The organism is Pseudobutyrivibrio sp. OR37, from assembly GCF_900113655.1.
GTDB lineage: Bacteria > Bacillota > Clostridia > Lachnospirales > Lachnospiraceae > Pseudobutyrivibrio.
The window spans coordinates 199,939-225,047 of record NZ_FOQF01000002.1 but is presented as its reverse complement, the minus strand read 5'-3'; the positions used below and the strand labels follow the sequence as shown (position 1 = coordinate 225,047).

Annotated in this window: 25 protein-coding genes and 2 pseudogenes; 23 read left to right on the top strand and 4 right to left on the bottom strand. The window is 38.8% G+C overall.

Translation table 11 applies throughout. From position 1 onward, the window contains the following. A pseudogene (locus BM097_RS01970) lies at window positions 1-186 on the top strand (transposase); the annotation flags it as partial. Window positions 187-311: 125 nt separating this feature from the next. Here BM097_RS01970 and BM097_RS01965 read toward each other — a convergent pair. Beyond that, a complete protein-coding gene (locus BM097_RS01965) occupies window positions 312-830 on the bottom strand; it encodes a YgjV family protein (protein ID WP_090545352.1) in 519 nt (172 codons plus the stop codon). A gap of 152 nt (window positions 831-982) precedes the next feature. Here BM097_RS01965 and BM097_RS01960 point away from each other — a divergent pair, with 152 nt between their 5' ends. From BM097_RS01960 to BM097_RS01945, 4 genes are all read left to right on the top strand, one after another. Beyond that, window positions 983-1,450 (top strand): LeuD/DmdB family oxidoreductase small subunit, encoded by a 468-nt coding sequence (locus tag BM097_RS01960; protein WP_090545350.1) that lies wholly within the window; start codon window positions 983-985, stop codon window positions 1,448-1,450. A 187-nt stretch (window positions 1,451-1,637) separates the two neighbouring features. After that, window positions 1,638-2,885: a 3-isopropylmalate dehydratase large subunit gene (locus BM097_RS01955; RefSeq protein WP_090545348.1), complete on the top strand. Its 1,248-nt coding sequence runs from the start codon at window positions 1,638-1,640 to the stop codon at window positions 2,883-2,885. Between the two features lie 199 nt (window positions 2,886-3,084). Beyond that, window positions 3,085-3,576: a LeuD/DmdB family oxidoreductase small subunit gene (locus BM097_RS01950; RefSeq protein WP_090545368.1), complete on the top strand. Its 492-nt coding sequence runs from the start codon at window positions 3,085-3,087 to the stop codon at window positions 3,574-3,576. Between the two features lie 20 nt (window positions 3,577-3,596). After that, on the top strand, window positions 3,597-4,829 hold the full coding sequence (locus tag BM097_RS01945; protein WP_090545346.1) for a 3-isopropylmalate dehydratase large subunit: 1,233 nt from the start codon (window positions 3,597-3,599) through the stop codon (window positions 4,827-4,829). A 29-nt stretch (window positions 4,830-4,858) separates the two neighbouring features. On the opposite strand, the gene BM097_RS01940 is transcribed toward BM097_RS01945, so the two are convergent. Further along, window positions 4,859-5,791 carry a GTP-binding protein gene (locus BM097_RS01940; protein WP_090545344.1) on the bottom strand — a complete coding sequence of 311 codons (933 nt, stop codon included), beginning with the start codon at window positions 5,789-5,791 and terminating at the stop codon, window positions 4,859-4,861. A gap of 129 nt (window positions 5,792-5,920) precedes the next feature. Between BM097_RS01940 and BM097_RS01935 the strand changes: the two genes are divergently transcribed. The 12 genes from BM097_RS01935 to BM097_RS01885 all read left to right on the top strand — a co-directional run bounded on the left by BM097_RS01935 (window position 5,921) and on the right by BM097_RS01885 (window position 17,256). Continuing rightward, the gene (locus tag BM097_RS01935; RefSeq protein ID WP_090545342.1) at window positions 5,921-6,850 is read left to right on the top strand and encodes a carbohydrate kinase family protein; all 930 of its coding nucleotides are present in this window, start codon (window positions 5,921-5,923) and stop codon (window positions 6,848-6,850) included. Window positions 6,851-6,869: 19 nt separating this feature from the next. Next, complete coding sequence (locus BM097_RS01930; RefSeq protein ID WP_090545339.1) at window positions 6,870-8,540, top strand: diguanylate cyclase domain-containing protein; 1,671 nt, start codon at window positions 6,870-6,872, stop codon at window positions 8,538-8,540. A gap of 66 nt (window positions 8,541-8,606) precedes the next feature. Further along, the gene (locus tag BM097_RS16250; RefSeq protein WP_177197337.1) at window positions 8,607-8,780 is read left to right on the top strand and encodes a hypothetical protein; all 174 of its coding nucleotides are present in this window, start codon (window positions 8,607-8,609) and stop codon (window positions 8,778-8,780) included. A 44-nt stretch (window positions 8,781-8,824) separates the two neighbouring features. Continuing rightward, window positions 8,825-9,439, top strand: a complete 615-nt coding sequence (locus BM097_RS01925) for a cyclodeaminase/cyclohydrolase family protein (RefSeq protein WP_090545337.1) — start codon at window positions 8,825-8,827, stop codon at window positions 9,437-9,439. A gap of 12 nt (window positions 9,440-9,451) precedes the next feature. Continuing rightward, on the top strand, window positions 9,452-10,309 hold the full coding sequence (locus BM097_RS01920; protein ID WP_090545335.1) for a bifunctional 5,10-methylenetetrahydrofolate dehydrogenase/5,10-methenyltetrahydrofolate cyclohydrolase: 858 nt from the start codon (window positions 9,452-9,454) through the stop codon (window positions 10,307-10,309). Between the two features lie 84 nt (window positions 10,310-10,393). Next, window positions 10,394-11,056: a PilZ domain-containing protein gene (locus BM097_RS01915; RefSeq protein ID WP_090545333.1), complete on the top strand. Its 663-nt coding sequence runs from the start codon at window positions 10,394-10,396 to the stop codon at window positions 11,054-11,056. Between the two features lie 8 nt (window positions 11,057-11,064). Continuing rightward, a complete protein-coding gene (locus BM097_RS01910) occupies window positions 11,065-11,898 on the top strand; it encodes a hypothetical protein (RefSeq protein ID WP_090545328.1) in 834 nt (277 codons plus the stop codon). Window positions 11,899-11,988: 90 nt separating this feature from the next. After that, window positions 11,989-12,447, top strand: coding sequence for an HD domain-containing protein (locus BM097_RS01905; protein ID WP_090545326.1), 459 nt, complete (start codon window positions 11,989-11,991; stop codon window positions 12,445-12,447). A 118-nt stretch (window positions 12,448-12,565) separates the two neighbouring features. Next, a complete protein-coding gene (locus tag BM097_RS01900; protein WP_090545324.1) occupies window positions 12,566-13,759 on the top strand; it encodes an efflux RND transporter periplasmic adaptor subunit in 1,194 nt (397 codons plus the stop codon). 2 nt (window positions 13,760-13,761) lie between these two features. After that, complete coding sequence (locus tag BM097_RS01895; RefSeq protein ID WP_090545322.1) at window positions 13,762-14,463, top strand: ABC transporter ATP-binding protein; 702 nt, start codon at window positions 13,762-13,764, stop codon at window positions 14,461-14,463. Continuing rightward, entirely contained in the window at window positions 14,450-16,003 is a 1,554-nt protein-coding gene (locus BM097_RS01890; RefSeq protein WP_090545320.1) for a biotin/lipoyl-binding protein, read from the top strand. The genes BM097_RS01895 and BM097_RS01890 overlap by 14 nt, the downstream gene beginning before the upstream one ends. After that, window positions 16,003-17,256 carry an ABC transporter permease gene (locus BM097_RS01885; RefSeq protein ID WP_090545318.1) on the top strand — a complete coding sequence of 418 codons (1,254 nt, stop codon included), beginning with the start codon at window positions 16,003-16,005 and terminating at the stop codon, window positions 17,254-17,256. The genes BM097_RS01890 and BM097_RS01885 overlap by 1 nt, the downstream gene beginning before the upstream one ends. Here BM097_RS01885 and BM097_RS01880 read toward each other — a convergent pair. Further along, complete coding sequence (locus BM097_RS01880; RefSeq protein ID WP_090545316.1) at window positions 17,253-18,008, bottom strand: exodeoxyribonuclease III; 756 nt, start codon at window positions 18,006-18,008, stop codon at window positions 17,253-17,255. The genes BM097_RS01885 and BM097_RS01880 overlap by 4 nt on opposite strands. Before the next feature lie 146 nt (window positions 18,009-18,154). Here BM097_RS01880 and BM097_RS16245 point away from each other — a divergent pair, with 146 nt between their 5' ends. Beyond that, the gene (locus BM097_RS16245) at window positions 18,155-18,322 is read left to right on the top strand and encodes a hypothetical protein (protein WP_177197336.1); all 168 of its coding nucleotides are present in this window, start codon (window positions 18,155-18,157) and stop codon (window positions 18,320-18,322) included. A gap of 71 nt (window positions 18,323-18,393) precedes the next feature. Here BM097_RS16245 and BM097_RS16795 read toward each other — a convergent pair whose 3' ends face one another. Continuing rightward, window positions 18,394-18,519, bottom strand: a complete 126-nt coding sequence (locus BM097_RS16795) for a hypothetical protein (RefSeq protein WP_255406608.1) — start codon at window positions 18,517-18,519, stop codon at window positions 18,394-18,396. 195 nt (window positions 18,520-18,714) lie between these two features. Here BM097_RS16795 and BM097_RS01875 point away from each other — a divergent pair, with 195 nt between their 5' ends. The 5 genes and pseudogenes from BM097_RS01875 to BM097_RS16600 all read left to right on the top strand — a co-directional run bounded on the left by BM097_RS01875 (window position 18,715) and on the right by BM097_RS16600 (window position 25,085). Further along, complete coding sequence (locus BM097_RS01875) at window positions 18,715-19,275, top strand: TetR/AcrR family transcriptional regulator (protein WP_090545314.1); 561 nt, start codon at window positions 18,715-18,717, stop codon at window positions 19,273-19,275. Further along, window positions 19,276-21,729 carry a glycoside hydrolase family 2 protein gene (locus BM097_RS01870; protein WP_090545312.1) on the top strand — a complete coding sequence of 818 codons (2,454 nt, stop codon included), beginning with the start codon at window positions 19,276-19,278 and terminating at the stop codon, window positions 21,727-21,729. Window positions 21,730-21,754: 25 nt separating this feature from the next. Next, on the top strand, window positions 21,755-23,221 hold the full coding sequence (locus BM097_RS01865) for a DUF6937 domain-containing protein (protein ID WP_090545310.1): 1,467 nt from the start codon (window positions 21,755-21,757) through the stop codon (window positions 23,219-23,221). Between the two features lie 16 nt (window positions 23,222-23,237). Then, window positions 23,238-23,765 (top strand): annotated as a pseudogene (locus tag BM097_RS17000) (MFS transporter); the annotation flags it as partial. Then, on the top strand, window positions 23,745-25,085 hold the full coding sequence (locus tag BM097_RS16600) for an MFS transporter (RefSeq protein ID WP_443197880.1): 1,341 nt from the start codon (window positions 23,745-23,747) through the stop codon (window positions 25,083-25,085). The pseudogene BM097_RS17000 and the gene BM097_RS16600, both read left to right, overlap by 21 nt. The last annotated feature ends 24 nt before the right edge of the window (window positions 25,086-25,109 follow it).

Here is a 25,109-nt window from a genome sequence, read left to right as displayed (position 1 = left end):
ACCTTAGGTATGAAAGATTTATACTCTCACAGAAAAGAAACCATAGAAAGAATCTTCGGAACAGCCAAAGAGAATCATGGTTTTAGATATACGCAGATGTATGGGAAGGCGCGCATGGTAATGAAGGTTGCGCTTACCTTTGCGTGTATGAATTTAAAGAAGCTGGCAAAGATACAGCAAGAATGGGATTTAGAAATGGCCTAAAGGAAGGCCTTTTTACATAAAAATCAAAATATAATCTTAGAAAAATGGAAAGGATGCTGCAAAACTTAGTTTTGCAGCATCCTCTTTGTCTACACTCTGGAGAGACCTTAAAAGGTCTCTTCTGCTTCTTTTTTATCAGCTTTGATACGGTAAATACCGATAATGCTTGTGATAAGTGAAAAACAATCAAATCCAAAAACAATCCAGTTCTGAAGGAAGAAATCGTAAGTTCCAAAGCAAATGATGCTGCCGATACAGCCAAGCTTTATGATTAAATCTTTTTTAGAACGAAGTGATAATGTGATACATGTGGCTGCCATAAATGGAAGCCAATCAATCCAGCGATTCTGAGTAGTGATAAAAGTAAATACACCCTGGAAGCCAATGAAGAAAATCTGAAGTGGTAATGTAAGATTCCACTTAAGACAGATAAGGTTTCTAAGAAGGCTGACCATATTACCAACTACTGCAGCGATTCCGCCTAAGCATCCGTATGATATGGAAAACAAAACAAACTGAAGGTTCTGAGCCCAAAGTATTGTCTTTTTATGCTTAAGGTAACCTATGATAACCATAAGTATACATGCTAGTAGTGAAAAAATTCTTCCGATTAAAACTAAATTCATGATATATCTCCTATAAAGTTAAAATGTATTTTAATATATTAATGCAATAATGTGATTATTTAAAGTTCTAAATATAAAACAGGCGATTTACCTCTTTAAATTGCTAAAGAGATAGGATAGAATATAGTACAAATAATAAAAGGAGTCGTGTTATGGGTAAAGTATTTAAATTCGATAAAGACGTAGATACAGATCAAATCATCGCTTCTCAGTATCTGCTATTTCCAACAATAGACGAAATGAAAATGCATACATTTGAATCTCTAAATGGCGAATTTGCAAGTAAAGTTAAGCCAGGGGATTTCGTAGTGGCAGATGAGAACTTTGGTTGCGGTTCATCAAGAGAACAGGCTCCTAGCGTGCTAAAGGCACTTGGAGTTAAGGCAGTTGTTGCAAAATCCTTTGCAAGAATCTTCTACAGAAACTCCATTAACATAGGTATGCCAGTAATTGTTAGTAAGGAATTATATGATGTAGTTAAAGAAGGTGATGAGATGGAGCTAGACTTAGAAAACGGAACCATCACAACAGGCGGCGCCACCTATTCCTGCACCAAGCTCCCAGCCAAAATGCAGGAAATCCTGGATCAGGGCGGACTAATCGCATCGCTGGACAAATAGGATATGGGTATAAACTAACTATAGAATTTAGATGAGCATAGTAGTAAACAAGCTATTATATTTCCTTAGTGAAACATTAGTTGAACGGGGAAATATAATGCTTGTTTGCGTAACTATGCGGGGTGAAGTGACTGGAAGAGAATTAATTATTGTTAATGTAATAAGCGGACTACAAGGAGATATAATTATGGGAATGACTATGGCTGAAAAGATTATCGCGGCAGCAGCAGGGGTAGAATCCTGCAAGGCTGGCGATATCGAAACTGTTACTTTAGATAGGTTAATGTCGAATGATGGAACAACTCATTTGACTATAGATATGTATAACAATTTGAAAAATCCAAAGATTGCAGATGTAAATAAGCTGGTGTGGATTATTGATCATAATATTCCTGCAGATAGTCCAAAGACTGCAGCAAGTCATAAGAAGATGCGAGACTTTGCAAGAGAACATGGCATTACATTTTATGAGGGTGAAGGTGTGTGCCATCAGGTTATGATGGAAAATCATGTTCGTCCAGGTGAGCTGATATTTGGGGCAGATTCCCATACCTGTGCTTATGGAGCCCTTGGGGCATTTGGAACAGGTGTAGGCTGTACAGATTATTTGTATGCCATGGTTACAGGAATGTCATGGTTGCTTGTTCCAGAGACTATTAGAATCAATCTTCATGGCAAGCTAAAGAAAGGAGTATATGCCAGAGATTTAATTCTTACAATAATAGGAAAGATTTCTGCAAACGGAGCCAACTATAAGGCTATGGAATTTGTAGGAGATGGTATGGCTAGCCTTTCTATGGCAGATAGAATCGCAATCTGTAATCTGTGCGTGGAGGCTGGTGCTAAGACTGCTCTCATGGAAGTGGATGATGTAGCTTTAGATTATCTAAAGGAGCATGGCAGGGAGCCAAAGGCAATCTATAAATCTGATGAGGATGCAGTTTTTTCTCAGATAATCGATATTGATTTAGCTGAGATTGAGCCTATTGTTGCAAAGCCTCATTTTGTAGATAACGTAGTGCCTGTAAGTGAGTGTGAGGGCACAAAGATTGATGAGGCATTTCTTGGCAGCTGTAACAATGGACGTATTGAAGATTTAAGAGTTGGAGCTGAAATTATAAAAGGAAAGCATGTTGCAAATAAGGTAAGATTTCTTGTAGTACCTGCCAGCAGAGCTGTATATCAGCAGGCTCTTAAGGAAGGACTTTTAGATATTTTCATGGAGGCAGGAGCTATGGTAATGAATCCTAACTGCTCCGTATGCTGGGGCGCTTGCCAGGGAGTAATTGGTGAAGGGGAAACTCTTATATCCACAGGTACCCGCAACTTCAAGGGCCGCGCCGGACATAAGGATTCATTTGTATATCTAGCCAGCGCCGCCACCGTCACCGCATCCGCCGTACGTGGATATATCATAAGTGCAGATAAGATTTAAGGTTTATTGTTAGAGCATCCATAGAAAAACTAGGCAGGCGCGAGGAAGAGGTTGCTAAAGGTCCGGCGGACCTTTGTTCAGCAACGACCGGAGTGGAACGGAGAACCCCGCTCAGGTTCTTTGACATTAGTCAAAGGTTCTGAGATGGGAGATGGCTTCCGGGAGCTTTGAAAAAGTATATTTGGATGCGGATAAGGAGATTGAATTGTTTAAAGCAAAAATTTGGAAACTTGGAGATGATATAGATACAGATATTATTCTGCCTACAGAGTACTTGGCGTATGAAACTGTGGAAAAGATGAAGCCTTACGCTTTTAGCCCACTTCGCCCAGAGCTTGCAGCAAAAATTCAGCCAGGGGATATGATTGTGGCAGGCCATAATTTCGGCTGTGGTTCATCTAGAGAGCAGGCACCTGAGGTAGTGAAGGCGCTAGGAATATCCTGCATTGTAGCAAAATCTTACGCAAGAATATTTTTTAGAAATGCAATTAATAATGGATTACTTCTTATTGAACAGCCAGATTTGTATGACGAGGTTTGTGAGGGAGATGTTGCAGAGGTTGAAACTGGTAAGGAAATAAAGGTAAATGGAAAGTCGTATCCTATAGCATCATTGCCAGATAATCTGCTGGAGATACTTGAAGCAGGCGGCCTTGTAAAGGCTATGAGAAAGAAGAATGGTTTAGTATAGTAATAATTTACGGAGAGCTTATGGGACATACATTAGTTGAAAAAATTATTGGAAATAAAGTAGGACATGGGGTAAAGCCAGGAGATATCGTCACAGTTCCTGTAGATTGGTGCATGATTGATGATATTATGGCTCCCTTTGCTGTACAGAAGTTTGAGGAAATGGGCTTCAGTAAGGTGGCAAAGCCTGATAGTGTGGTGTTAATTTACGACCACTTTCTTCCAGCTACTCAGGTGGATGATAGTAGACATTTTAGAGTTGCAGATGCCTTTGCAGAAAAATATGGCATCAAAAATGTACATAGAACAGACGGAATCTGCCATCAGCTTATGACAGAGGCAGGCTACGTAAAGCCGGGAGATATTGCCTTTGGAACAGATAGCCATACTGTAACCTATGGCTGTGTAGGTGCTTTTTCGACAGGTATCGGATATACGGAGATGGCAGGTATCCTTGGAACAGGTGAGCTTTGGGTTCGAGTACCAGAGTCAATAAAGGTTGAAATAGATGGAACCTTGCCAGGTAATGTCATGTCCAAGGATATAATTCTTAGGATTATTGGTGATTTAACAGCATCAGGTGCTACCTATCAATCCATCGAATTTGCAGGAAGTACGGTAGAGGCAATGAGTGTTGCCAGCAGAATGACCATGTCAAATATGGCAGTGGAGGCTGGAGCTAAATGTGGACTTTTCGCTCCAGACGAAAAGACCTGCGACTATTGCAGAATAGAATATGATGATAGCATCAAAGCTTTAAGGGCTGATGATGACGCAGTATATTCAAGGGTAATCAAATACAGGGCAGAGGATTTTGTCCCAGTTTGTGCCTGCCCATCTCTTGTGGATAATATAAAGCCTGTATCTGAGCTTGCTGGTACCAAGGTAAATCAAGTATTCCTCGGCTCTTGCACCAACGGACGACTAGAAGACCTTCAGGCAGCAGCCATGATTCTTAAAGGAAAGCATGTAGCACCATTTGTAAAGATGATTGTTACACCTGCAAGCCGCAAGATTTACAGACAGGCTTTATGTGATGGTACTATCGAAATTCTTTCAGAGGCTGGCTGCATAATCACCACACCAGGGTGTGGGCTTTGCTGTGGCCGTGGTGGAGGAATTCTTTCCGATGATGAAGTAGTGGTTGCCACAAATAATAGAAACTTCCTAGGACGTATGGGAACCAGTAAGGTAAAAATCTATCTTGCCAGCCCAATAACAGCAGCAAAAAGCGCCATTGCAGGGACAATATAGAAATAGCCAGCAATTACGCTGGCTATTTTTTATGCATTCATATATTCTTTTATTTTATCCTGATTGAGATTTTCTCCAATTACAATAAATACCTCTTGGCCTACAGGCATGGTATTTAATTCGAAATCTTCTTTTGTAGCATTAAACTGATACCAGGTTTCGTCATCCAAAAAGAAGCCTTTGGCTCTATGGATGTTTCCAAAGCTGTCATCCGACATAAGTGTGTCAATTTTTGCTTTAATATCAGCCTTTTTCATTGGAAGCTCAAGGAAGTATACAGTTTTGTAGCCACTGTCATCTGTGGTTCTTCTTTTCACATAGGAGCGGGTAGCGTAGCTTGCGTTTGCAAGCTTGGCAAAATCTTCTTCAGTTAAAGAATCCCAATCCTTTGTAAAGCAAAGCATATCAACATCAATTTTAAGCTGGCTTTTTTCAGCGGCACGCTGTAAATGTGCTTTTGTCTTTTCAATTTGAGCATTGTCGGTAAGCTGTGTGCGGCTAAGGACAATCTTTCCAGCGTTTGCAATTTGAGAGGCTAAAAAGAAATCGGAGTCTGACGACAAATCATCCTCAAGCTTTGCGTTAACTATCGTAATTACGTTACCAATTTCGTAAAATCTATCAAGTGGCTCCTCATGTAATACATCGAAGAATTCATCCACATCAAAGATTCCCGAAGGCTCGATTATTACCCTGCTGTAGCCACTCATGGCCATAGCAATGAGCTTTGTCTTGAATCGTCTTTTATGACAATCGGCATCACAGCCACCTGCAACCATTTCAAGCTCGCAGTTATCACCTCGAAGCTCGTTTAGAAGGAGCATATCTACATTTACTGCGCCGTAGTCATTTTCAAGGATGCCAATTCGCATTCCCTTATCCATAAAATATTTAGCATATTTCTTTAGGAAGGTAGTTTTGCCACTTCCTAGAAATCCTGTTATCAAATCAACTTTAATCATTTTGTTACCTCACTAGAATACTCAAATTCTATCATATTTTACTATATTTTTTACACAAATCTTTGCTAATATTACTACGAGTGTTATAATCGGATAGATTATAAATTGAGGAAAGAGGAAATATTAATTATGGGAATTGTTGTACTAGGTGCAGTATTTATTGACATTAAAGGACATTCTACATCAAGCTATATTCCAGCTGGTAGAAATGTTGGTACAGTAGAAGAGGTACACGGTGGAGTTAGTAGAAATGTAGTTGAGGATATTGCAAATGTTGAGCTTAGACCTACATTTGTTAGCCTTGTTGATGATAGTGGTATCGGCACAGGAGTACTTGAAAAGCTTAAAAACCATAAGGTGGATACACGATTCGTACGTCGTACACCAGACGGAATGGGTAAGTGGCTTGCAGTTTTTGATAATCATGGTGATGTTGTTGCTTCTATTTCAAAGAGACCTGACCTTTCAGTAATCAATGATATTCTTGATGAAGAGGGTGATGAAATCTTTAAGGATGCAGATAGTATCGCCCTTGAGATAGATATGGAAAAGGACACTATTAAAAGAGTGTTCAAATATGCCCAAAAGTATAATCTAAAGGTTTATGCAGCTGTTTCAAACATGAGCATTGCTGTAGAACGTAGAGATTTTCTTAAGAATGTAGAATGCTTTGTATGTAATCAGCAGGAGGCTGGTATTCTTTTCATGGATGATTATTCAGAGAAGACTCCAGAGGAAATGGAAGAAATCCTTGCTAAAAAGGTACAGGGCGCTCAGATTAAAAAGATGATTGTTACTCTTGGTGGCAAGGGTGCAGTTTATGCAGATATTGATGGTAATACAGGTTTTGTACCTGCAAGAAAGGTAGACGTTAAGGATACTACAGGTGCAGGAGATTCCTTCTTTGCAGGTGTAACTATTGGTCTTACTTATGGAAAGACTATGGCAGAGGCTTGCGAGATTGGTTCTACTCTTGCAGCTTCAGTTATAGTAACCTCGGACAATGTATGTCCTAGATTTTTACCTAGTGAATTTGGAATAGAGGCACCTGAAGATTAGCACAAATATGGGGTGAGCTATGGATAAGGGGTTTTTACGAAAATTAATCGCATCAGTTTATATCATATTTATTATTTTTATTGAAGCGTTGGGGTTTGCATATTCAAATCAGGAAAATGACAAATTCCAAGAGAATTTTATTGACTTCAGCTATGGCTGGACAGTTGATGGCGTGGAAGTAAGATTCCCTTATGAGGCAGAAAATCAATTTACCATCAGCAACACACTTCCACAAGTTTATGGTGATCAGTTTTTGGTAATTAAGTGCTATTATGATTCGGCTGTTATTTATGTAGATGATAAAGAGGTCTACCGTTCCTTAGATCAAAAGCTTTTTAATATCTCTTCCAATGTAGGAAAAAAGGAAATTCATCTTAAAATGAAGGAAGAGTATTCTGGAAAAAAGATAGATATTAATTTGGATTTACAGGAATCCTTGTATGGCTCTGAAATCTACGAATCTGTAATAAGCACCAGATCCGGATATGGAATCTATGTACTTAAAAATCAGTGGCTACAGATGGTTCTTTCAGTTGTTCTGCTGTTTTACGGTCTTTGTGAGGCTATAGTAGCTATTTACTATATAGCAAAGCGCTCACATATACTTAGAAAACTCACATTTGAAGCTTTGCTTTATGCAGGAATATTTTCAATATGCTCTAGTATATGGTTGCTCTGCCAAACCAGGCTTTTGTATATCATCTTTGGTAACGGAACAGGCTTTGCGATACTAGAGATAATTGTATTTTTAATGATGCCACTGGCTTTTTTGGAGCTTGTAAGAGCTGTCAATTTCAGAATCAGCTTTGTCGACAATGTTATTGATGGCATTATTGCAATATTTATAGCCTCCTTGTTTGCTTTATGCCTGATAGGCTTACTTGATTGGGGCCAGATTGTAATAATAGCTCATCTGGTGGATTTGGTAGTGCTTGGTTTGACGTCCTATTATTCTTACACAAGCCTTAAAGAGGCCAAGAGAAAATCTGAACGAAGGATGATAGCCATTGGAAATTTAACCTTCCTGTTTGTATGTTTGATTTCAGTGGCTATGTATATTAATAATATAGACAGCAATTATAATATCATTATTGTTACAGGCCTGATTGTCTATATATCTACCCAGGTGGGTATAATCTATAAGCGTATTGGCCTTAAGGTGGAGGAAGAGGCAGAGCTTGTTCAGGTTAAGGAGCTTGCCTACACTGACGAGCTTACCCATCTTACCAACAGAAGGTATTTCTATGAAGAGTTACAGGCATTTGAGGATAAAGAGCTGGTTAGGGATACTACTGTTGTTTATTTCGATGTAAACAGGCTTAAATACTATAATGACAATTATGGTCATGATGCAGGTGATGAATTGCTGCTTGCCACAGCGCACTGCATCAATGGGGCTTTTGAGGATAGTTCTACTGCAGTTATAAGCCGAATCGGCGGCGATGAATTTATCGTTATGTTTGTTGCCACAGAGGCTGAGGTAAAGAGAAGAATTGAGAAATTCAACAAAATTGCTTCTACCTGGAAGGGCAAATATATCGATGGTTTTTCTGCCTCAATTGGAACAGCCTCTGTTAGAGATTATCCAAATGTCAGCTCTGAAGAGCTGTGTAAGCTGGCTGACGATAACATGCTTGAAAATAAAAGCAAATTCTATGCTCAGTCAGGCCACGAAAGACGAAAGAATTAATTGAATTTTTGCCCTGTTATGATAGAATTATATTTGATTTTATAATTATTAGATGGGCAAAGAATAATGTTTGAAAATGATACTATGAAATACAGACAGATGTATTTTGATATGGATGGCCGCATAAAACAGGAGACATATGTTTTTCAGAGGGAAATGACTGCTGAGGAGCAGGAGACCTACGAGAATTTAGTCGCAGATTCTAATCAGATGACAATTTTTGATTTTATAGGTGATTGAGACCTTGGAGGATGTCCAAGGTCATTTTTTTTAGGAGGATTGTTATGAGTTTGTTGAAGGTTAGTGTTACAGATTTTATCAATCAGATTGCTTCTAAAACATCAGTACCAGGTGGTGGCGGAGCAAGCGCTTTAGTAGCCAGTATAGGGATTGCCCTTGGAGATATGGTTGGTGAATTTACTGTTGGTAAGAAAAAATATGCTGATGTAGAGTATGATATCAAGTCATTAATGGAGCAGGCAAAGGAGCTTCAAAATAAATTGCTACAGTGCATTGATGATGATGCCACTGCCTTTGAACCATTAGCTAAAGCCTATGCAATCCCAAAGGAGGATCCAAATAGAGATTCTGTTATGGAGGAATGCCTAAGAAACGCAGCTAAGGTACCCTTTGAAATCCTACAGCTTGCAGCTAAGGCTATAGATTTACAGGAAGAATTTGCAAATAAGGGCTCTAAGCTTATGATAAGTGATGCAGCTACAGGAGTTGCACTTTTATCAGGAGCCATGAAGGGTGCTGCTGTTAATGTTAAGGTTAATACCGGTCTAATGAAGGATCGACAGTATGCTAAAAAGCTTGATGATGAAGTAGAAGCATACATAAATAAATATACTAAAAAGTCAGATATGATTTATTTAGAAGTTATATCAAGATTATAATTTGGAGGGAAAATGGCTAAACTACTTAAGGGAAAAGATGTTGTTGAAAATATAAATGCAAGGCTTGCAGATCAGGTGCACAAGCTTAAAGCATCAGGCGTTACACCTACCTTGGCAATTCTTAGAGTAGGAGAAAGGGAGGATGATCTTTCTTACGAGCGAGGAGCAAAAAAGCGTTGTGAGCAGGTAGGAGTAGAGGTTAAGGTGATAGCTCTTGCTGCTGATGTATCGGCTACAGAGTATTTGGATACATTAGAAAAGTTAAATCGTGACAAAACAATACATGGAATCCTTATGTTTAGGCCACTTCCAAAGCATATAGATGAAAAGAAGGCTAGAAATATGCTGGCTGCTGAAAAGGATGTGGATGGCTGCACAGATTTATCCCTTGCAGGAGTATTCACTAATACCAGCCTTGGCTTTGCTCCTTGTACAGCAGAAGCAGCTATGGAAATTCTTAAATATTACAACATTCCACTTGAGGGTAAAAGGGTTGCGGTAATTGGACGTTCACTTGTAATAGGTCGCCCTGTTGCCATGCTTTTAATGCATGCTAATGCTACAGTTACTATCTGCCACACCAGAACTGTAGATATCACCTCTATCACAAAAGAGGCTGATATTGTTGTCGTGGCATCTGGCCAGATGGAAAGTGTAGGGGCTGATTATTTAAAAGAAGGCCAAACTGTAATTGATGTGGGAATCAATTGGAACAGTGAGAAAAATAAACTCTGTGGCGATGTTAAATTCGATGAGGTAGAGGATATTGTTTCTGCTATAACACCTGTGCCAGGAGGAGTTGGAGGTGTTACCACCAGCATTTTGGTAAAGCATGTTGTTGAAGCTGCAATGAGACAAAATAATCTTTAATTCATGTTTTTGATAAAGATTTTATTCAAAAAAACCGATTAATTAGGTAAAATAATATATATATGTAATGGTGGGAGATGTATTATGACAATCGATAAATTGGTTGCGGGGCAGGAGGTCACCTTAGAAATTCTTATTGGTGATTCATCATTTGAATTCAAATCAGAGGTAGTTGGTACTAATAACGGGACAGGAGTGCTGGTTAAACCATACGTGTATAACGGACAGGTGGTTGACTTCACTGCTGGTTCCCCTCAAAGTATGAGCTTTTCTCTTCATTGTATCGATTCAAACACAAATGGTCGTGTTGTTTGGAAAAATTTATCCGTAAATGTAGTTAATTTCAAAGGCGTAGATTATTACGCTATCGATGCCAGGGCTTTTGGCCGTATTGCAGCTTCCAGCGAGCGCAGAGAGGATGGCCGTGTCAATGTGCACACCCCAGGCTCTGTTTTAATGGAGGATGGCAGACGTTTTTCCGTGTCAGTGCTTGATATCAGCGATAGCGGAATATCATTTATTGGCAATTCCTTCAGGGTAACAATTGGTGATGTTGTGGAGGTTAACTTCGCAGATAGTGCCAACGGCTCTGATTTCAGCCTTGCGGTAACGGCTAGGATTGTTAGAGCAGAGGCAGAGGAAAGAGGAATTTTGTACGCAGGTAAGGTGTTGGAAAGAGATAATAAGCTTTTAGCCTATTTGTGTTTCAAAGGACTGGATAGGAAAATAAGCAAGACTGAAGATTAGGGGCAGCTATGGGGGATGAAAAACTAAAACAAGAGCTTTTATATATGGTTAAGCTTGCTTCCAAATACGATTTTACTCGTATGGAGGTGGTTGAGGGGATACTGAGGCTGGAGAATGAACGTCAAATCCTAGGCTCAGTTTTCGGCAAGCGTTTTAAGGCCAGAATCTTTGATATAGCTGCAGGCCAGGCTACTGATGAAAAGTGTGTTATATGTGGGAAGCATGCTGATAACCATGTGATTTGTCAGCATTGTATAGATACTATCGGAGACAGCGATTACGCAAAAAGCCAGTTTAAAACTGTAGAAAAACCAAAACTTAAATTAAAGTTTAACATTAAGCCGGCTGTTAAGATTAATCTTAACCTTAAAAGCTGCTTGCAGGTTATAGCAATAATAGTGCTGGTGCTGCTATTAATCTTTCAAATCTGGATTGCTATTTTATGGCATAGTATTCCTAACTACAATCCTAAGGAGGAGCCAAGAAACTCCAGCTTTGAAATTACACCGGTTACATCTGTGGATGAGGCTTACGCTCAAATCCTTTTAGATTTTCCAGAGGAAGAGGGGTATACCGTTACCTTTGGAAGAATGGATTACGAGTATGTGGGAAGATTTGATTTAAAGCCAGGTGATTGTTGCTTAGAAATAGAAGAAGGCCTTTCTGATGAAGAAAGATATGATTATTTCTTCACTGAGGATGTGTATATTTTCTATATTTCATATCTGGAAAATCATACCGGCAAGGTGGGAATGGCGGAAATCAACGGTGACGGTGAAATCATCTTAGAAGGCAGCTTCAATGATGGTAGACGCACCGATTCCTTTTACAAGTTTAGATAAACGAAAATAATGCAAATAGATTTCACAACTAATACATATTTATTTGATATCATTCGGCTATTGAATTTATGGTATTAGTCGGAGGTATTTATGAGACTTAGACCAGAAGAAGAGCAAAGGATTGCTAATATACTTGAACCATTTAAGGCGGACAACAGGGTTCAAAGAATGAAGAAATTCATTCAGCATGGTAAAATAACCACTTTTGATCATGTGGAAAGTGTTACAAGACTTAGCTTTTGGCTCAACAGAAGACTACATATTGGTGGGGATGAAAGAGTACTTACAGTAGGTGCTTTCTTACATGATTACTATCTATATGATTGGCATCTCACAGATGAGGGTCATGGACTTCACGGATTTTCTCATTCTAATACAGCTAAAGAAAATGCCATAAAGGATTTTGCAATAGGAGAGAAAACTCAGTGCGTAATTGAGAGCCACATGTGGCCGTTGAATATCACAAAGGTTCCTAAATGCAGGGAAGCATGGATTGTTTGTTTGGCAGATAAATTTGTATCTACAAAAGAAACATTACTGTGTAGATAAATTTATAATTATTATGCTATTAAAGAGGTTTTGCAGTATTGCATAACCTCTATATTAATGTTATAACTGTATTATTAAGACTAGAACAGTTACAGAACATGCGAAAGGGAGATTTTTTATGAAAAAAAAGATTGTGGCAATCGTTTTGATTGCTATTATTGCTGCGGGCGCAGCTTTTACTTATAAGTCTGGAATTCTAGGTAATATCTCCAGTGGGTCAGACGACTCGTCTCAAATTTATGTTACTCCACTAGCAGACATCATGGGGGAGGGCAGCAGCTATACTCCTGATGTATTTATGGGTGTAGTGGAAGGACAGGAATCTACAAGTATCACCAAAAGCTCAGAAAGAGAATTAGATCAAATCTTCGTTGCAGAGGGGGATAGTGTATCTGAAGGCACTCCTTTATTCTCTTACAAAACTGACGCTCTTGAGGCTGAAATAGTTCAGTATGGCTTTGATATTGAAGGCTACAATCTTTCTATTGAAAACAGTAATAGACAGATAGCAAAGCTCAAATCAGATATCGAAAAGATTAAAGGCCAGACTGAAAAGGATAAAAATGAAAAAGAGGATTTACAAAATCAGATAACAGGTCTTACTACTGATATTGCAATTACCAATAATTCTATTGAACAGACTCAGGCAAAAATCGACGAGAACAAAAAGAAAATTAACAATTCCACTGTGAATTCATCAGTGGCTGGCACAATTACAAAGGTAGCAGACGACACAAATCCTTATACAACTGATGGTGCGTTTATCACAATTCTTGCTTCAAAGGAAATGCGTGTAAAGGGGCAGATTAATGAGCAGAATGTGTGGGCTATTAATGTAGGCGAGCCAGTAACCTTACGCTCCAGAGTAGATTCTACAAAGACCTGGTCTGGAACTATTGATAAAATCGATACTGAATCTAAGCAGGATAATAGTCAGGATATGTACGGCGGTGGTTCATCAGAAAACAACTCTACCAAATATCCTTTTTATATAACTCTTGATAGCAGTGAAGACCTTATGATGGGCCAGCATTTATATATTGAAATTGGTCAGACAGATGCACCAGAGATAGATTTTTCTGATGGCACATATCTTTATGACTATTACATCGCTTATGATGAGGATGGAAATCCTTTCGTTTGGGCAGATAATAAGGGCAAGCTTGTCAAAAAGCCTATAGAGCTTGGTGAGTATCACGAAGAGCAGATGGTATATCAGATTACTGGTATAGACAAGGATACTAAGCTGGCTTACCCAATGGAAGATTATAGTGAGGGAATGAAAACCGTTTTAGGTGTTGAGGGACAATAGTTATGATAGTTAAGCTTAAAAATATATTTAAGGTTTATGGTGAATCTGGCTCAGAAACCTCCGTTCCAGCATTAAACGATGTATCTCTTACTGTGAATGAGGGAGAGTATGTAGCCATAATGGGGCCATCCGGTTCAGGGAAAAGTACGTTAATGAATGTAATAGGCTGCTTGGACAAGCCTACCAGTGGAGAGTATTTCTTTGAGGATAAGGATGTCTTGAAGCTAAAGGATAGACAGATGTCAGATTTGAGACTGAATTCTATAGGCTTCGTTTTCCAAAGCTTCTATTTGATGAATGAGGAAAATGCTATAGAAAACGTAGCATTGCCATTAAGCTACGCTGGGGTTAATAAAAAGGAACGAGAAAGAAGAGCCATCGAAGCACTTACCAGAGTAGGCCTTGCTGATAGAGTAAAGTTCAGACCAGATCAGCTTTCTGGTGGACAAAAGCAGCGTGTTGCTATTGCAAGGGCTATTGTTAATAATCCAAAGGTGCTTTTGGCAGATGAACCAACTGGAGCCTTAGATCAGAAATCTGGAGCAGCCATCATGGATTTATTCCAAAAGCTCAATGAAGAAGGCACTACAATTATTATGATTACACATGATTCTGGTATAGCCAGCCACGCCAAAAAGACCTATCGAATTGTGGATGGAAAGCTGTATTCAGGGCTAGAGGAGGACAATGATGAAGAAGCTTAAACCGTTGATTATTATTGTTGTACTCATAGCCATTGTAGCTGGAGTTTTGGTTTTTATTTTCAATTATAGACAACACAAAAAGACTGCTCAGGTTGTTTCAATGGAGAGTCAGGGAATGGATGGCTATTGGGGTGATAATATCCAAAGCTATGGAAATGCAACCTCAGACAAAGCTCAGTCCACATATATTGCAAAGGGCACAGAAATTCTTAGCGTAAATGTAAAAGAGGGAGACCATGTAAACGAGGGGGACGTCCTTATGGTAGTAAAGAAGGACACCCAGGATATTAATGGTAAGAATCTTGAATTACAGAAGTCAGCCCAAACCTTAAAATTCGAACAGCTCAAGCTGGACAGATTACTTAATACAAAGCCAATTCCAGAATATGTTCATCAGCAGTCGGTTTACAAGGATAAGACCTATATTTCCCTTAAGAAATATGTGGCTAGAGAAAGCTTCACTGTTGGCTCGGTAGGTACCTATAATGCTGGGGATTACGCTGTGGTTTATACCTATGATTCACAAGGGGCACAGACAAGTGTAACCTATCTTTATCCTGGCTATACAGATAATGGTGGTAATTACAAGGAAATCAAAAACAAGGATGAAGCATCAGCCTTGAAGGATTACGTAGCTTCTAACAAGGATAGCTTTGACATTAAAGAGGAATCCAGCACTCAAAGTGTGCTTCAGTCTATTTTATATTTAGATGGAGAAACCAAGCAGATTGTGGGTGAGGATACCTTTGATGAAGAGGGAAAGACAGTTCATTCTGGCAAGCCAGAGGGCTTAACACCTTCTCAATTGAAGGAAGAGATTGAAAATCAAACAGCAGTAGTTAAGACACAGGACCTATCATACAGAAAGCTTGAAAATGAGCTGGAAGTTATGAAGAATACAACAGAAAATGGCGAAATTATTGCAAAGGTATCTGGTACAGTTTCCAAGCTTCAGGATATTAACAACTACAATAATACTCAGCCATTCATGATAGTTGCAGCAACGGATGAATACTATATTTCAGGTGCTATCGGAGAGTTTTATCTTGATAGCGTTCAGGTAGGAGATACAGTTTCTATTAATTGCTGGGACAATGGTGCCACCGCAGATGCTGTAATCACAGAGATTAGTGACATGCCTAGTACAGACAACAATTTCTACAGTGGAAGTGGTAACAGCAATAGTAGTAATTATCAGTTCAAGGCCAGCTTTGATAAAAATAGCGGAATTGAGTTGGGAGCAGCTGTTGATATAACCATCACACCTAAGAATAATGAAGGCGGAGGCTTCTATATCCCTTCATATTTCATTAGAAAGGATGCTTCTGGCAATTACGTAATGAAGCTTGGCAAGGGTGGAACCCTAAAGAAGGAGTACGTGAAGGTTGGAAAAACTCTTTGGGGCTCTCAGACAGAAATTATAGACGGAGTGACGAAGAAGGATTATTTAGCTTTTCCATACGGAAATGGAGCAATCGAAGGAATTAAATGTGAAAAGGTAGATAATCTTGACGGCGGTTATGGTGGAGGCATTGGTTAATGTTTGAAAATATAAGATTGGCCTTTAGAGGCATTTGGACACACAAGCTTAGATCATTTTTGACAATGCTGGGAATTATTATTGGTATTGCAGCTATCATCGCAATCGTTTCAACCATAGAAGGAACAAACCAGCAAATAAAACAAAATCTTATAGGTTCTGGTTCCAATACTGTAGATATTCAGTTGTACCAGAATGATTGGCCTATGGACTTTAGCTATAATGAGCCACCCTATGGAGTCAATCAGATAAGTGATTCAGTGTTAGGCGAAATACGTGCTCTTGATGAAGTGAAATCTGCCAGCAAGTATGCCAGCAGACAGATCTATGACGGGGTATATTATCTTAATAAAGCTATGAGCGGTGGTTACGTAAAGGGCGTTGAGCCGGATTTCTTTTCAACAGCAAATCTGACAGTTAAAAATGGAAGACTTTTTACTGATAAGGAAAATACTGAATTCAAAAAGGTTTGCGTAATTGATACATCTTTAGCCGAGGATTTGCTTCAAAATGAAGAGGCTGTAGGTAAGGTTCTTGAAATTGGTGGAGATTCTTACACAATCATTGGTGTTGTGGAAACAAGATCTACCTTTGAGCCTACCATTAATACAATAGCTGATTACGATACCTACATGCAGAAGGAATCAGGAAATGTTTATATTCCTTTGGCAGATTGGCCAATTAGCTACAGATATGATGAGCCTGAAAATGTGCTCATAAGAGCAGTATCTACAGACGATATGACAGCAGCAGGAAAGAAGACAGCTGATATTATTAACGGCAGCATTTCACCAACTGACGATACTATCAAATATCAGTCAAAGGATTTGCTTGAGCAGGCTCAGCAGCTTCAGCAATTGTCATCATCTACAAATTCCATGCTTATATGGATTGCAGCTATTTCTCTTTTGGTAGGTGGAATAGGTGTAATGAATATTATGCTTGTATCTGTTACTGAAAGAACAGCGGAAATTGGTCTTAAGAAAGCCATCGGCGCTAGAAAAGGAAAGATAATGGGTCAGTTTTTAACAGAGGCAGCTGTACTTACCTCCATGGGTGGAGTGCTTGGTGTAGTCAGTGGAATCGGATTGGCGCAGATTATTTCAATAATGAGCGGCACACCAATTGCCATATCATGGCCAGCAGCAATAATAGCTGTAGTCTTTTCAATGGTAATTGGAATCGTGTTTGGAATCCTTCCAAGCCACCAAGCCGCAAACTTAAACCCAATAGATGCTTTACGTAGTAATTAATTTAAATCAAGCTCGATAGGACAATGGTCGGAGCCGAATACATCAGTATGTATTTTGGCATCGGCCATTTTTTCTTTTAAATCCTCAGAGACAATGAAGTAGTCTATACGCCATCCGGCATTTTTCTCTCTAGCCTTAAATCTATAAGACCACCAAGAATAAATATCAGCCTTGTCAGGATAGAAGTATCTAAAGCTGTCTATGAAACCAGCATTTAAAAGCTCAGTCATTTTGCCACGCTCTTCATCTGTGAAGCCAGCGTTTCTTCTGTTAGTCTTTGGATTTTTAATATCGATTTCTTCATGAGCAACATTTAAATCACCGCAGAGAATAACACCTTTTTTCTCGTTAAGCTTGCAAAGATATGCTCTGAAATCATCCTCCCAGGTCATGCGATAATCCAGACGCTTAAGCTCGGTCTGAGAGTTAGGCGTGTAGCAGGTAATAAAGTAATAATCCTCAAACTCAAGAGTAATCACGCGACCTTCATGGTCGTGCTCCTCAATTCCAATGCCATAGCTTACAGAAAGAGGCTCCTGCTTTGAAAATATGGCAGTTCCTGAATAACCCTTCTTTTCGGCGTAATTCCAATAAACATGGTAGCCTTCCTTTTCAGTATCAAACTGCCCCTCAGAAAGCTTAATCTCCTGAAGACAAAATATATCAGCATCCACGCTGTCAAAGTAATCCCAAAAGCCTTTGCCAACTACAGCACGAAGCCCGTTTACATTCCAAGAAATGAATTTACTCATAAGTCCTCCAATCAATAATAATATATGTAAATATTAACTGTTTGATGTGGCGCCTGCAATGATTTTTGCCTAATAAAATCTTTAATATAACGTTGTATATAATGGTAAGTGTGTTATTATAAAGTAAGTTTAAGGGAGGTGCTATTATGGCAGATAAAAAAGAGGGTACATTTGTAGTGCATATTAATAACGCAGAAAATGATACTTGGCAGGGCCAGGTCACATGGGCTGATCGTGATGAAAAGCTTAACTTCCGTAGTGCAATGGAGCTTATGACTATTATTGATGCGGCATTAAATGCAAAAGAAGATTAATATTGATATGAAATAAGAAAGGGACTCGCGATTGCGAGTCCCTGTTGTTTTTAATGGAATAGTTCTAACTATTAGAACTGACCGAATGCATACTTAAAGAATGAAACTGGCTCCTTGCCTTCCTTCTTCATTTTCTTAGCATACTTCTCATAATCAGCATATACGCTGTACATTGTGAATGATACTTCTTCGAACATTCTTATTACCTCCTATTTTCTCTTTCTCTTCTTTACGGAGATATATTAAACTCTAAATTGTACTTTGTCAACAAAAATATCATGGATAAATTGTGAAAAATGTATAAACGGTTTTTTATTGAGTTAGTTTCCATATTTTGTTACAATTTAGGAGTAGGAAACGCGATATACAAAATCTAGTTTTTGGGAGAAAATATGAACGAACGCATTTTAGAAGGGGCACTTAAGGTATTTAGAGAAAAGGGGCCTAAATTCACAATGGATGATCTTGCCACAGAAATGAAGATGAGCAAGAAAACAATCTACACTATTTTTAGTGATAAAAATGAGCTTATGTGCAACATGATGGACTATGCCTTCGACATGATTAAAGCTGCTGAGGACAAGGTTTACATGAACGAAAATCTTGGCACAGTGGAGCGAATCAGAGGCATACTTGCGGTTTTACCAGAGTCACATTACGGCTTCGATTATACTGCCATGCATCAGCTTGCAACCAAATATCCTATGGCTTATCAAAAGATGAATGACAGACTTGATAGCGGTTGGGAAAAAACAATGGAGCTTTTGCGCAAGGGCATAGCTGAAGGGGAGATTAGAGATATTGATTTGAATATCTTTAAGCTTATGTACGAGGCTTGCGTCGATAGATTATTAATGGGTGATTATCTTAAATCTAGCGGTATGGATTACCCTACAGCGCTAGCTGAGGTTGTTGATGTTATGGTAGATGGTATTATGAAAAAGGAAAAATAAATGGCACAGAGAATATACTTAGATCGAAAGTGGAGATTTAATGAAAAATTTGACGAGGCTATGATTAATGAGCAGATGGAAGAAAGCACATTAATCAATATTCCTCACACAGTTAAGGAAACACCTTTTTCCTATTTTGATGAAGGCATTTATCAGATGGTAAGTGCATATCAAAAGAGCATTTTCGCTCCTATGCAGTGGAGTGATAAATGTGTTTTCCTAACCTTCGAAGCAGTGGGACATAGCTGCGATATTTATATTAATGGAAAGCATGTTAAGCATCATGATTGCGGCTACACAGCCATCACTATCGATGCTACAGAGGTTCTTAAATACGGTGAAGAGAACCTTATCACTGTTAGAGTTGATTCAAGAGAGACTTTAAATCAGCCACCATTTGGTTATGTTATTGATTACATGACCTACGGTGGAATTTACAGAGATGTTTATTTCGAGATAAAAGAAAAGGTACATTTTACAGATGTATTTTTACAGCCTTCCTTATTGGAGCGCATTTCTACAAGCAAGCGCACACCTAAGCAGATTCAGATGATGAAGGTTCAGGGAATGCTTAAGACAGAGTGCTATCTTTCAAAGTCGGTATATGAGCTTGCAGTAGGAGAGCATGTTTTTATTAAGCAATATCTTGGTGAGGATTTAATCCTTTCACAGCCTGTAGGCGGTCTTGAGGCATACGAGGATGGCTATTTGCTCAATCTTACAACAGCTCCTACTACAGTAAAGCTTTGGGATGTTGAAAGTCCATATCTTTATAATGTAAAGACACAGCTTGTTTTAGATGATGAGGTTGTAGATGAATTTGAAGCTTCAATTGGTTTTAGAAGCTCTGAATTTAGAAAGAATGGCTACTACTTAAATGGTAGAAAGCTCAAGCTTAGAGGTCTTAACAGACATCAGTCTTATCCTTATGTTGGGTATGCCATGCCAGAATCTATGCAAAGATTAGATGCAAAGATTCTTAAAGAGGAGCTTGCTCTTAATGCAGTTCGTACTTCTCACTATCCACAGTCACAATACTTTATAGATGAGTGCGATAAGCTAGGACTTTTGGTGTTTACAGAGATGCCAGGCTGGCAGCACATCGGTGGAAAAGAGTGGCAGGACCTTGCAGTACAAAATACAAAGGACATGGTCCTTCAATATAGAAATCATCCTTCAATCATTCTTTGGGGAGTTCGTATAAACGAATCGCAAGATAATGATGAATTCTATACTAGAACCAATGAAATGGCTCATAAGTACGACCCTACTCGTCCAACAGGCGGTGTAAGAGCACATGCTAAGAGCTCATTATTAGAGGATGTTTATACCTACAATGATTTCGTTCACTCAGGTGATAACAAGGGCTGTTCAAAGAAGAGTGACATTACTTCAAACGATGAAAAGCCATATCTCGTAAGTGAGTACAATGGTCACATGTTCCCAACAAAGCCATACGATCCAGAGGAGCATAGACAGGAGCATGCAATCAGACATGCCAATGTACTTAATGCAATTGCAGGAGAGCCTGATATTGCTGGTTCATTCGGCTGGTGCATGTTTGATTACAACACACATAAGGATTTTGGTTCAGGAGATAGAATCTGCTACCACGGTGTAATGGATATGTTCAGAAATCCAAAGCTTGCAGCATCTATTTATTCGGCCTATTCCGAAAACGATACAGTGCTTGATATTACTACAAGCTTCGATATCGGCGAGCACCCAGCCTGCAACAGAGGCAAGTCCTACATCATTACAAATGCAGATTCAGTAAAGATGTATAAGAACGATGTTCTTGTTAAGGAATATTTCCCTACAGATTCTACCTACGAAAATATGAAGCATGGCCCAATCCTTATAGATGATTTTGTTGGCGATGCTGTAGAAACTGATGGTGAATATACAAAGGGTCAGGCAAGACTTATTAAGCAGGCGCTTAATCAGGTTACCTTACGTGGTTTCAAGGTAACACCAAAGCTTGCATGGATTGCCTTTAGATTGGTGGTATTCCATCATGTAAGCCCAAGCAAGGCAGTTCCAATCTACAACAAGTTCATTGGTGACTGGGGTGGAGAATCTCGCGAGTACAAATTCGAAGCTATAAAGGATGGCAAGGTTGTTAAGACTGTTAAAAAGGCAGCCGTAACAAAGGCTCATATTGAGGCAAAGGCTAGCCATACCTTGCTTACAGAGATACATACCTATGATGTATCGCATATACGAATTAAGATAGCAGACCAGAATGATAATCAGCTTTATTTCTTCAATCAGCCTGTTAGCTTTGAGGTGGATGGACCATTCGAAATTATTGGACCAAAGGTTGTTACACCAGTAGGTGGCGCAACTGGAGTATATATTAAATCAATTGGTGAAGATGGCGACGGTAAGCTTACCATTAAGTGTGATGGCTTGGAGCCAGTGCAGGTTGGCCTGTCAGTCGAATGCTTTTAACCAATTCAGGAGGGTGTTATAAATAATGAAAGATAAGAGTAAAGTAATTTTTGGAAATGTAATTTCAAATAGAGATTACAAAAAAGCATGTAATACCAAAAAGAAAAACATCAAGAAATATGGTGATGATTCTAATGTAGATTACAATATCGTAATTTCGAAGAACGAACATATCGGTGATTCTCTTGGGGTATATGATGTGCTTTTAAAGGACGGACAGTCCCCAGAAAAATTCGATACTGAAAAGGGTGTTATTGTAGGAAATATCCGTATGGGCTTTGGCCATTATCGTATTTCCATGGCTATGGCATCAGCTGCAAAGTCTATGGGCTACACACCATATTGGATGGATTTAAATGGATATCCTCAGACTACATGTACTAAGGTTATCAGCGCTCAGAACGATTTATATTCTTTAGGCTCACGCCTTTCAAAGAATAAGCTTTTCAACAAGTTTATCTGGGAACCAGCAAACTACGAATGGTTTAGAAAGCTTTCTTACAATTCTTCAGATCAGAAGAATGCAGAGCTTATGGCTACTGTTTACAAGAATGTTCCAAAGGATATTCCTGTAATCGGAACTCATGCATGGCCTGCACAGGCTGCAGTTCACGCTGGAATGAAGCATGTAGTTAATGCTATTCCTGATAACTGGCCAATGGCACTTCATTTTGCAGAGGGTGCTGTTCATGCAATCCAGTGTAAGAACGCTTATATGGGTTACCGCATCTGCAACGGTATGGCTGGTGATGCAGTATGTAACCCAATGCCAAATGATGAATTGGTTTACACAGGTCACTATATCGACCATGAGCTTGTTTCTAATATCGAGGCTGACTGCCAGGCTCGTATTGATAGAAAAAAGAATGGTAAGCCAATGCGCTTCCTTCTCACCATCGGTGGAGCAGGAGCGCAGAAGGAAATCTTTGCTGCAATCATCAAATATTTATTACCAGAGATTAAGGCTAACAAGGCTACATTATATGTAAATGTTGGTGATTACAAGAATGTTTGGGATGACCTTATCAATGAAATCCCTGAGATGAAATCAGTAGCTACAGAGCACTTCAACGAATATGAAAAGACAACAAAGTTTGCCGAGGATGCATTAACTGGTGATGTTACTGGTATTCATGGCTTCTATCATGAAAATATTTTTGAAGCAGTTTATTGTACAAACTTACTTATGCGTAGCTGCGATGTACTTGTTACAAAGCCATCAGAGCTTGCTTTCTATCCAGTTCCAAAGCTGTTTATTAAGCGTGTAGGTAAGCATGAAATGTGGGGCGCTATCCATTCAGCAGAAATGGGTGACGGAACTCTTGAGTGTAGAGATATTCCTCATACACTTCAGATGATTGATATGTTTATGAAGGACGATCAGCTTCTTACAGAGATGTGCGAGAGCATCAAAACAAATAAATCAATCGGTCTTTATGATGGGGCATACAAGGTTGTTGAGCTTGCAATGGGGATGAAGAGTAAGAACTAATTAGGAGGAGAGAATAATGGCAGAGAAAAGAAGTTTATCGGGAGTTGAAAAATTTGCCTATGGTATTGGAGCTGTTGGTAAGGATATGGTATATATGCTATCAGCTTCATACGTATTATATTATTTCCAGGACATCATGGGAGTTAACGCAATTGCGATGGGAATCATCCTTTTAATTGCACGTGTTTTTGATGCATTCAACGATCCTATCATGGGTGTAATTGTAGCAAAGACAAAGACTCGCTGGGGTAAATTTAGACCTTGGCTTTTAATTGGTACTATTACAAATACAGTGTTGCTTGTTCTTATGTTTGCGGCACCACCAACTGCATCAGCTAAGGGACTTATCGCTTATGCAGCTGTTACCTATATTATGTGGGGTGTTACATACACAATGATGGATATCCCTTATTGGTCAATGGTTCCTGCTTTCACTGAAAGTGGAAAAGAGCGTGAAGGCTTATCAGCTCTTGCACGTTCATGTGCAGGTGTAGGTTCTGCTCTTGTAACTATTGTTACAGTTATGGCAGTAGCAGCTCTTGGTTCTAAGGCAGCAGCTAATAGCTCTGACAATATTTTAAAGACATTTGATTCTAGCAATACTCAATTTAATGTATATCTTGTAGAGCGTGATGCAGATGGCAATCCAACAACTAACACAGATACAATTGCCTGTGATAATGTAGTTCTTAATGTAACAGGTATTCAGAAAGTATTTGACGGTGTTGTTGACGAAGAAAAAGGATATAACGGCGTAGTATCTCTTAATGGAGATAACACAAATTATAGCTTTACTTACGGTGATAAAACATTTGCAGAGGGTGATGATTGCGATATCAATGTTGCAATGGATAGCGTAGATTCTGGCGAAGTAGCAGTAGCACTTTATGTGCCTACCGATGCTTATGAAGAATATGTAAATAACGAAGCTGAACTTGACAACATTACTATTGATATGACATCTACAATGGAAGTTGAAAGACTTGGTTTCAAGTATTTCTCACTTATTATCGGTGCATTGTTCATTCTCTTCATTGGTATCACATGTGCCTGCATTAAAGAAAAGTCTACTGTAGATATGCAGACAGCATCAATCGGTCAGATGTTTAAGGCTCTTATTCAGAATGATCAGGCAATGACTATTGTTATTACAATCGTTCTTGTTAATACAGCACTTTATATTACATCAAACCTTTTGATTTATTTCTTCAAATATGATTTAGCAGGAAGCAATTGGCAGGGTAATTACACATTGTTCAATACATTTGCAGGTGGTATGCAGATTTTAGCAATGATGATTCTTTTCCCATTGCTTAGAAAAGCATTTACTACACTTCGTATTTTCTATATTTGTGTAATTGCAGAAATTGTAGGATACATTGTACTTCTTGGAATGGCACTTTCAGGTGTGACAAATGTATTTATTTTCTTCATGCCAGGATTTTTAATTATGTCTGGTGCAGGCATTCTTAATGTTGTTGTTACTGTATTCTTGGCAAACACTGTAGATTACGGCGAGCTTAAGAATTATCGTAGAGACGAATCAGTTATCTTTTCTATGCAGACCTTTGTAGTTAAGCTTGCTTCAGGTATTGCAGCTTTAGTAGCTTCTGTTTGTCTTGCTATATTCAATATTCAGAAGGATAGTGCAGCAATCCTTGATTTCGCTGGACTTCAGGCAAAGGTTGCAAATAGTGGATTAATTGAATCTATTGATGCCAGCTCAGTAATTGGACTTAGAATGATTATGACAGTAGGACCTACAGTTGTTCTTATTATTGCATTCTTCTTCTTCAAAGCAAAATATATTCTTACAGATGAAAAGCTTGAAGAGATTTCTGAAGAATTGAGTGCTAGAAAATAAATATTGGTCTTGTAAATTGATACA

Excerpts from the sequence above, each read along its gene's own strand:
- BM097_RS01905 (WP_090545326.1), top strand. The coding sequence starts at position 11,989 with ATGAGACTTAGACCAGAAGAAGAGCAAAGGATTGCTAATATACTTGAA.
- BM097_RS01945 (WP_090545346.1), top strand. The coding sequence starts at position 3,597 with ATGGGACATACATTAGTTGAAAAAATTATTGGAAATAAAGTAGGACAT.
- BM097_RS16245 (WP_177197336.1), top strand. The coding sequence starts at position 18,155 with ATGGCAGATAAAAAAGAGGGTACATTTGTAGTGCATATTAATAACGCA.
- BM097_RS01910 (WP_090545328.1), top strand. The coding sequence starts at position 11,065 with ATGGGGGATGAAAAACTAAAACAAGAGCTTTTATATATGGTTAAGCTT.
- BM097_RS01955 (WP_090545348.1), top strand. The coding sequence starts at position 1,638 with ATGGGAATGACTATGGCTGAAAAGATTATCGCGGCAGCAGCAGGGGTA.
- BM097_RS01960 (WP_090545350.1), top strand. The coding sequence starts at position 983 with ATGGGTAAAGTATTTAAATTCGATAAAGACGTAGATACAGATCAAATC.
- BM097_RS01915 (WP_090545333.1), top strand. The coding sequence starts at position 10,394 with ATGACAATCGATAAATTGGTTGCGGGGCAGGAGGTCACCTTAGAAATT.
- BM097_RS16795 (WP_255406608.1), bottom strand. The coding sequence starts at position 18,519 with ATGTTCGAAGAAGTATCATTCACAATGTACAGCGTATATGCTGATTAT.
- BM097_RS01870 (WP_090545312.1), top strand. The coding sequence starts at position 19,276 with ATGGCACAGAGAATATACTTAGATCGAAAGTGGAGATTTAATGAAAAA.
- BM097_RS01880 (WP_090545316.1), bottom strand. The coding sequence starts at position 18,008 with ATGAGTAAATTCATTTCTTGGAATGTAAACGGGCTTCGTGCTGTAGTT.
- BM097_RS01940 (WP_090545344.1), bottom strand. The coding sequence starts at position 5,791 with ATGATTAAAGTTGATTTGATAACAGGATTTCTAGGAAGTGGCAAAACT.
- BM097_RS01925 (WP_090545337.1), top strand. The coding sequence starts at position 8,825 with ATGAGTTTGTTGAAGGTTAGTGTTACAGATTTTATCAATCAGATTGCT.
- BM097_RS01920 (WP_090545335.1), top strand. The coding sequence starts at position 9,452 with ATGGCTAAACTACTTAAGGGAAAAGATGTTGTTGAAAATATAAATGCA.
- BM097_RS01900 (WP_090545324.1), top strand. The coding sequence starts at position 12,566 with ATGAAAAAAAAGATTGTGGCAATCGTTTTGATTGCTATTATTGCTGCG.
- BM097_RS01885 (WP_090545318.1), top strand. The coding sequence starts at position 16,003 with ATGTTTGAAAATATAAGATTGGCCTTTAGAGGCATTTGGACACACAAG.
- BM097_RS01935 (WP_090545342.1), top strand. The coding sequence starts at position 5,921 with ATGGGAATTGTTGTACTAGGTGCAGTATTTATTGACATTAAAGGACAT.
- BM097_RS16250 (WP_177197337.1), top strand. The coding sequence starts at position 8,607 with ATGTTTGAAAATGATACTATGAAATACAGACAGATGTATTTTGATATG.
- BM097_RS01895 (WP_090545322.1), top strand. The coding sequence starts at position 13,762 with ATGATAGTTAAGCTTAAAAATATATTTAAGGTTTATGGTGAATCTGGC.
- BM097_RS01865 (WP_090545310.1), top strand. The coding sequence starts at position 21,755 with ATGAAAGATAAGAGTAAAGTAATTTTTGGAAATGTAATTTCAAATAGA.
- BM097_RS01965 (WP_090545352.1), bottom strand. The coding sequence starts at position 830 with ATGAATTTAGTTTTAATCGGAAGAATTTTTTCACTACTAGCATGTATA.
- BM097_RS16600 (WP_443197880.1), top strand. The coding sequence starts at position 23,745 with ATGGCAGTAGCAGCTCTTGGTTCTAAGGCAGCAGCTAATAGCTCTGAC.
- BM097_RS01930 (WP_090545339.1), top strand. The coding sequence starts at position 6,870 with ATGGATAAGGGGTTTTTACGAAAATTAATCGCATCAGTTTATATCATA.
- BM097_RS01890 (WP_090545320.1), top strand. The coding sequence starts at position 14,450 with ATGAAGAAGCTTAAACCGTTGATTATTATTGTTGTACTCATAGCCATT.
- BM097_RS01875 (WP_090545314.1), top strand. The coding sequence starts at position 18,715 with ATGAACGAACGCATTTTAGAAGGGGCACTTAAGGTATTTAGAGAAAAG.